Source organism: Clostridium lamae (assembly GCF_033043255.1).
GTDB lineage: Bacteria > Bacillota > Clostridia > Clostridiales > Clostridiaceae > Clostridium > Clostridium lamae.
In genome coordinates this window covers 114,497-122,343 of record NZ_JASCQJ010000007.1, presented here as the reverse complement: position 1 = coordinate 122,343, position 7,847 = coordinate 114,497, and the positions used below count along the sequence as shown (strand labels likewise).

The following is a 7,847-nucleotide window of genomic DNA, read 5'->3' as shown; positions in this document are numbered from 1 at the left end:
TGTATAATAGCTAAGAATATAGTTATCTAAAACTAATTTTTTACTTTCTTTCTCACTTAGATGTAATTTATAAATTACATTAAATCCATTATCATATGAATACTTTGTGAATTTACCTTTTAATGTCTTATTTAATATCTTAGATATAAAATACATTAATAAGCATATTAAAGTGTAGAGTATAACCCAAATGATTAAAAAATCTATTCGTCCAACCATCTTAGTAGCTGGAATTAAATACAGGAATATCATGGAAATGATTATAATTGCCTTTAGAAATTTTTTTACTTTCTTAATTGATTTTTGATTTATAGAATTTTTATCATTTTTCATTAAATCTTTAAGATAGAATACATACTCATCTTCGGTAAAATTATATAAGTATTTCATATAAATACATCCTTTACTTTAATTTGATTATTGTATATGCACATTAATAACCTCAATGTACTATAATAATAGGCAATATATATATTATAACATAATTGTAATTTTATAGGGAATTAATATGATGATTAAGAGACTTAGAGTTTACTTATAGAAAAAGATAAATATCATAATGAGGTGACTTGGAGTGAAGTGACGGAACAAGTATCATGATATTTATATTTTATACCACTAAAAAGTACAATAAAATAGGTGGAATTTACTAGGTATAAGTAAATAGTAGGCTTAGATATAATTATGATGAGATAAAAAATGTAAACTTATAATACTGTAGTAAGGATGTGAATAGTTATGAAATTTAGTAATGGTTGTTGGCTAAATAAAGATGGAATACAAAGATTTAGTCCACAAGAAGTTTATAGTACTGCTAAAAATGAAAAGGTTTTAACTATGTATGCTCCATGTAATAGAATCAATCATAGAGGGGCAACACTTGGAGGACCTGTTATAACATATAAGATTTCATCACCACTTGAAAATATTATTAGAATTAGAGCATATCATTATATGGGAGCAGAAGATTTAGGCCCACATTTTGATGTTAATGAAGAAGAATTAGATATATTCACAGAAGAAACTGAAGAATTAATAACAGTGAAATCAGGAGATTTAAACATAAAAATAGATAAAAATAATTTTTCTATGGAATTTTATAATGGAGATAAGTATTTAACTAAGAGTGATAATAGAAGCTCAGCATACTTAAAAGAAGAGGGAGCTAAGTTCTTAGATGAAGAGGGTACAGAAACTTATATGAGAGATCAATTAAGTTTATCTGTTGGAGAAGCTGTATTCGGTTTAGGTGAAAGATTTACTCCATTTGTTAAAAATGGACAATCTATTGATATATGGAATGAAGATGGAGGAACAAGCACAGAGCAAAGTTATAAGAATATTCCCTTCTATATAACTAATAAGGGATATGGAGTATTTGTAAATCATCCAGAAAGAGTATCATTTGAAGTTGGTTCAGAGCTTGTTACAAAGGTGCAATTTAGTGTTCCAGGCGAATGTTTAGATTACTATATAATCACAGGAAATGATATGAAGGAAGTTTTAGAAAACTATACTAGTTTAACTGGAAAGCCAGCATTACCGCCAGCTTGGTCTTTTGGCTTATGGCTTACAACTTCCTTTACAACTAATTATGATGAAAAAACAGTTAATGAATTTGTAGATGGAATGGCAAATAGAGATATTCCACTTCATGTTTTCCATTTTGATTGCTTCTGGATGAAGGATTTTAATTGGTGTAACTTCGAGTGGGACGATAGAGTTTTCCCAGATCCAGTAGGAATGATAAAGAGATTAAAAGAAAAGGGATTAAAAATATGTGTATGGATAAATCCATATATAGCTCAAGAATCTTCATTATTTGCAGAAGGAAAAGAAAATGGATACTTCATTAAAAAGAAAAATGGTGATGTATGGCAATATGATATGTGGCAACCAGGAATGGCTATTGTAGATTTCACTAATCCTGATGCATGCAAATGGTATGGAGATAAATTAAAAGCATTAATGGATATGGGAGTAGATTGCTTCAAGACAGACTTTGGTGAAAGAATACCAACTAACTGTAAGTATTTTGATGGATCTGATCCAGAAAAGATGCATAATTATTATACTCAAATATACAATAAAGTAGTATTTGATGTAGTAAAAGAAGTTAAGGGAGAAAATGAAGCAGTATTATTTGCGAGATCAGCAACTGCTGGTGGGCAACAATTCCCAGTACATTGGGGTGGAGATTGTTCTTCAAATTATGAATCAATGGCAGAAAGCTTAAGAGGCGGATTATCCTTATGTATGTCAGGCTTTGGTTTCTGGAGTCATGATATTGGAGGCTTTGAAAGTACATCTACACCAGATGTATATAAGAGGTGGGCAGCCTTTGGATTACTATCATCACATAGTAGATTACATGGAAGCACATCTTATAGAGTGCCATGGCTTTATGATGAAGAATCTTGTGATGTAGTTAGATACTTTACAAAATTAAAATGTAGCATTATGCCTTATTTATATAAAACATCTTATGATGCATCAATTAAAGGTATTCCAGTAATGAGATCTATGATATTAGAAAATCAAGATGATCCAACTTATAGATATCTAGATAGACAATATATGCTAGGTGATAATATTTTAGTAGCACCAATTTTCAATGAAGAAGGAATTGCAGAATATTATTTACCAGAAGGAAAATGGACTAACTTTATAACTGGAAAAGTATATGAAGGTGGAAGATGGATTAGAGAAAACCATGGATATTTAAGTATCCCAATGATGGTAAAGGAAAATAGCATAATTCCAGTTGGAGCAGTTGATGATGTACCAAACTATGATTTTGGAAAAGATGTAACATTAAATGTATTTAATTTAGTTGAAAATAAAGAAGCATATGTAGAAGTATTAAATGATAAGACTGATGTTGTATTAAAAGCTAAAGCATTAAAATCTAATAACACTATTACTTTTGATGTAGAGGCTAAGGATAATTACAGCATATTAATAAATGGAGAATTTAATATAGAAAAGGTAGAAGGAGCTGAAGTGAAATTAGATAAAGCTGGAATTAGATTAACTGCTAATGCAAATAAAATAATAGTTACACTTAAATAAAACAATTAATATAAAGCTAGCCTCAGTTAAACTTAGTTTTGCTGAGGCTATAAGATTATAAGGGGGAAGAGTTTTATGAAGAAGAAAAGTAGTATTGATAATAAAATAGAAGAAATAATAAAATGCTTAACATTAGAAGAAAAGACAGGAATGATACATGGAGCTGGACTTTTTAGAACTGAAGGAGTAGAAAGGCTTGGAATAAAACCATTAAAAATGGCTGATGGTCCAATGGGAGTAAGAAATGAATTCCCAGATGATAGCTGGGTTCCATATGGCTACTCTGATGATTATGTTTCATATCTTCCATGTAATACTGCATTAGCATCAACTTGGAATAGAGACCTTGCATATAAAGAAGGATATGTATTAGGAAGTGAAGCAAGAGGTAGAGGGAAGGATATAATACTAGCCCCTGGAATAAATATAATTAGAAGTCCGCTATGCGGAAGAAACTTTGAATATATGTCTGAAGATCCCTATTTAACAAAGGAAATGGCAGTTCCATATGTTAAGGGTGTTCAAGAAAATGATGTGGCAGTTTGTGTTAAGCATTTTGCAGTAAATAACCAAGAAACCGAAAGATTAAATGTTGATGTTGTAGTTAGTGATAGAGCATTAAGAGAAATATATTTCCCAGCATTTGAAGCGGTAGTCAAAGAAGGAAATGCTTATGCAATAATGGCTGCTTATAATAAATTATGGGATCAATACTGTGGTCATAATCCAAAGCTTCTTCAAGATATTTTAAGAGATGAGTGGGGATTTGATGGAGTAGTTGTATCAGATTGGTCTGGAGTTCATGATACAAAAGAAGCTGCAGAAGCAGGAATGGATATTGAAATGTCAGTAACTTATAACTTTGATGAATACTTCTTTGCTAATCCAATGAGACACGCGGTGGATAAAGGAATAGTAAAGGAAGAAGTTATAGATGATAAGATAAGAAATATATTAAAACTTATGTTTAGATTAAATATGTTTTCTGATGATAGGAAAAAAGGAGCATATAATACTTATGAAAATAGGCAAAAAGCTTTAGAAATAGCTAGAGAGTCAATAATTCTATTAAAGAATGAAGGAAATATACTTCCATTAAAAGAAAAAGAATTAAAGACAATTGCAGTTATAGGAGAAAATGCAGATATAAGACATTCATTAGGTGGTGGATCAGCAGAAATTAAGGCTTTATATGAAATAACACCACTTCTTGGATTAAAAATGAAGCTTGGTGGAAATACAGAAGTAAAATATGCAAGAGGTTATACTCATAAGGAAGAAGAAAAAGAAGAAGTTTTAAAAGAAGCAATAGAGTTAGCTAAGAATTCTGATGCAGTAATATTTGTTGGAGGCTTGAAACATACAAAGGAAGATTTCGAATTATATCAAAATGCTTTGGAATCTTCAAAGGGAGAAGAACAATTAGTAAATATAGATAGTGAAGGTAATGATAAGACAAATATGTTACTACCATATAAGCAAGATGATGTTATAGCAGAATTATTAAAGGTTAATAAAAATACTATTGTAGTTATATCAACAGGGTCACCAGTAGATATGTCAAGCTTTGCTCAAGATGCAAAAGCAATTATTCAAACTTCTTATAATGGAATGGAAGGAGGATTAGCCCTTGCAGAAGTTATATTTGGAGATGTTAATCCATCAGGTAAATTACCATATACTGTTCCAGTAAGATTGGAAGATTCACCAGCTCACTATCTTGGAGAATTCCCAGGAGGAGAGAAGGTTAGATATGATGAAGATGTATTTGTAGGATATAGATATTTTGCTAGCTATGATGTAAATCCATTATTTGCTTTTGGGCATGGATTATCTTATACAAACTTCAAATATGATAATTTAAAGATAGAAGTAAATGAATTCGAGCATGATGTTAATGTTAAAGTATCTTTAGAATTAACTAATATAGGAGAAGTAGCAGGATCAGAAATAGTTCAGCTTTATGTAAATGATGAAGAAGCTAGTGTAAAGAGACCTAATATTGAATTAAAGGGCTTTGAAAAAGTTCATTTACAGCCAAAAGAAACTAAGGTAGTTACTATTGAATTAAATAAAAAGGCTTTTGCATTCTACAATGAAGATGCAAGCTCTTGGACTTTAGAAAGTGGAAGGTTTAATATTTTAGTTGGTTCATCTTCAGATAGAATATTATTAAAAGAAAATATTGATTTAAGTAAGGAGTATATATTCTAAATATGAGTAAGATTCTATGGTACAAAAAACCAGCAGATAAATGGGTTGACGGGCTTCCTCTTGGAAATGGAACCTTAGGAGCAATGGTTTTAGGAAATGTATTTAATGAAAGAATAGCATTAAATGAAGATACTTTATGGGCAGGATTTCCAAAGGATAAAACTAATTATAATAGCAAAAACCATATAGAAGAAGCTAGACAATTAATAAATGAAGAGAAATATTATGAAGCTCAAGAATTAATCAATAAAAAAATGTTATCAGGATATACGGAGTCCTATTCCCCACTTGGAAATTTATATTTAAATTTTTATTATGAAGATGACAAATATTTTAATTACAGTAGAAAACTAGATTTAGATAAAGCCTTAGTAACAGTTAAATATAATGTAGGAGATGAAGAAATTTTAAGAGAAACTTTTATTTCTGGAAAAGACAATGTTTTAGTGATAAGAATAAGTTCTTCTAAGAGTAAAAGTATTAACTTTGATGCAAACCTAAATAGCTTATTAAATAGTGAAACAAACAAAGATGAAGAATGTGGACTTATGTTGAAAGGAATAACACCTATTACCCTTTTACCTGATTATACTAACGACAAGTCCATAATCTATGATAAAAATGGTGAATTAGGAACGAAATTTTGTTCAAGATTAAGAGCTAAAAGTATAGATGGAAATGTCTATGTTCATGAAGATACTTTGAAGGTTAGAAATGCAAGTGAAGTGATTTTAATTTTATCAGCTAGCACCAATTTTGAAGAATTTAATGTAAAACAAGGTTCTGCTGGTAGAAATGAAGAAGCACTAAGTGCGATGATTATAAATAAAGCAAGGATATTATCATATTCTGAACTATTAGATAATCATTTAAAAGAATACACTGAATTATTCTCAAGAGTAGAATTTAATTTAGGAGAAGAGGTTGTTATAGATAATGCACAAGCAGTATCTATGCCATCAATTAAATCAATAGAAGGCAAGAATGCGAGTGGGGGACAAGCTTTAAATAAAGAAGAGATTCCAACTGATGAAAGGCTTGAAAGACTAAGAAATGGAGAAGAGGACCTAGGATTAATGACTCTATATTTCCATTATGGAAGATATCTTTTAATTAGTTCTTCTAGAATCGGTAGTGAGCCGGCAAACCTACAAGGAATATGGAATGAAGAAGTAAGACCACCATGGAGTAGTAATTACACTATAAATATAAATACAGAAATGAATTATTGGCCAGCTGAAGTTTGTAATCTTTCAGAATGTCATGAGCCATTACTAAATATGATACGTGATCTTAGTTTAGTAGGAAAAAGAACTGCAAAAGAAGAATTTAATTGTGAAGGCTGGACAGCTAATCATAATACTGATATTTGGAGATATTCAAATCCAGTTCTAGGAAGCAGTGAATGGGGATATTGGCCAATGGGAGGACCATGGCTTTGTCAACATATCTATGAGCATTATGATTTTACTAGAGATAGGGAATTTCTAAAGGAATATTATCCTGTTTTAAAAGGCTCAGCTGAATTTTTATTAAGTTGGTTAATAGAAGATGAGAATGGAGTTTTAAATACTTGCCCATCAACTTCACCTGAAAATAATTTCTTAGATGATGAAGGAAGAAAGTGTGCACCTAGTAAATCTTCAACTATGGATATATCAATAATAAGAGATTTATTTAATAATGTAATTAAAGCAAGTGAAGAATTAGATATAGATATAGAATTTAGAGAAGAAGTTAAAAGTGCTTTAGAAAAGCTACCAAAGTATAAAAGAAATAAGTTTGGTGGAATTCAAGAATGGTATAAAGACTTCGAGGAAAAGGAGCCAGGACATAGGCATATTTCTCACCTTTTCGGATTATATCCAGGTAAAGAAATTACAGAATATAAAAATGAAAATTTAATTGAAGCCTGCAAAAATACTCTTTCAAGAAGATTATCACAAGGAGGAGGACATACAGGTTGGAGTTGTGCTTGGATAATTAATTTCTATGCAAGATTAAAGGATTCACAGTTAGCTTATAAGTATTTAAAAACCTTATTAAATAAATTAACTTATCCAAATTTATTTTGTGTTCATCCACCATTCCAAATTGATGGGAACTTCGGAGGAACAGCAGGAATTGCAGAAATGTTAATTCAAAGCCATACAGGATATATAGAAATCTTACCATCAATACCTAAAGAATGGACAACTGGAGAAGTTAAAGGCTTAAAGGCTAGAGGAGGCTTCATTGTAGATATAAGCTGGAAAGATAATAAACTTATATTGCTGAAGATAAAATCAACAGTTGGAGGACAATGTAATATTAAATATAAAAGAAATTTGACAACATTAGAGGATAATGAATCTGTGCAGGAATTAAGTTTATTGCTATCAGTAGGTGAAGAAAAGATAATAAAATAGAAATAATCCCCAGGGGAAAATCCCCTGGGGATTATTAATATTACTTTTGCATTATATTATGAAATTAATAAACTTTTATAAATACTATAAATGAATTACAATAAAAGCATAAGAAAATTATAAGTTTTATGAAAACGATGACTAAGATGACTA

Annotated in this window: 4 protein-coding genes; 3 read left to right on the top strand and 1 reads right to left on the bottom strand. The window is 30.2% G+C overall.

Going from position 1 to position 7,847, the window contains the following annotated elements; translation table 11 throughout:
• Nucleotides 1-390: hypothetical protein (locus QK892_RS05945; RefSeq protein ID WP_317272612.1), on the bottom strand; the 390-nt coding region annotated here is incomplete at its 3' end.
• Nucleotides 391-738: 348 nt separating this feature from the next.
• On the opposite strand from QK892_RS05945, the gene yicI reads away from it, so the two are divergent.
• The 3 genes from yicI to QK892_RS05930 all read left to right on the top strand — a co-directional run bounded on the left by yicI (nt 739) and on the right by QK892_RS05930 (nt 7,694).
• Nucleotides 739-3,072, top strand: a complete 2,334-nt coding sequence (gene yicI / locus QK892_RS05940; protein WP_317272611.1) for an alpha-xylosidase — start codon at nt 739-741, stop codon at nt 3,070-3,072.
• Nucleotides 3,073-3,147: 75 nt separating this feature from the next.
• The gene (locus QK892_RS05935; RefSeq protein WP_317272610.1) at nt 3,148-5,286 is read left to right on the top strand and encodes a beta-glucosidase; all 2,139 of its coding nucleotides are present in this window, start codon (nt 3,148-3,150) and stop codon (nt 5,284-5,286) included.
• Nucleotides 5,287-5,288: 2 nt separating this feature from the next.
• Complete coding sequence (locus tag QK892_RS05930) at nt 5,289-7,694, top strand: glycoside hydrolase family 95 protein (protein ID WP_317272609.1); 2,406 nt, start codon at nt 5,289-5,291, stop codon at nt 7,692-7,694.
• The last annotated feature ends 153 nt before the right edge of the window (nt 7,695-7,847 follow it).

Coding starts and splice junctions, on each gene's coding strand:
- yicI (WP_317272611.1), top strand. CDS start 739: ATGAAATTTAGTAATGGTTGTTGGCTAAATAAAGATGGAATACAAAGA.
- QK892_RS05935 (WP_317272610.1), top strand. CDS start 3,148: ATGAAGAAGAAAAGTAGTATTGATAATAAAATAGAAGAAATAATAAAA.
- QK892_RS05930 (WP_317272609.1), top strand. CDS start 5,289: ATGAGTAAGATTCTATGGTACAAAAAACCAGCAGATAAATGGGTTGAC.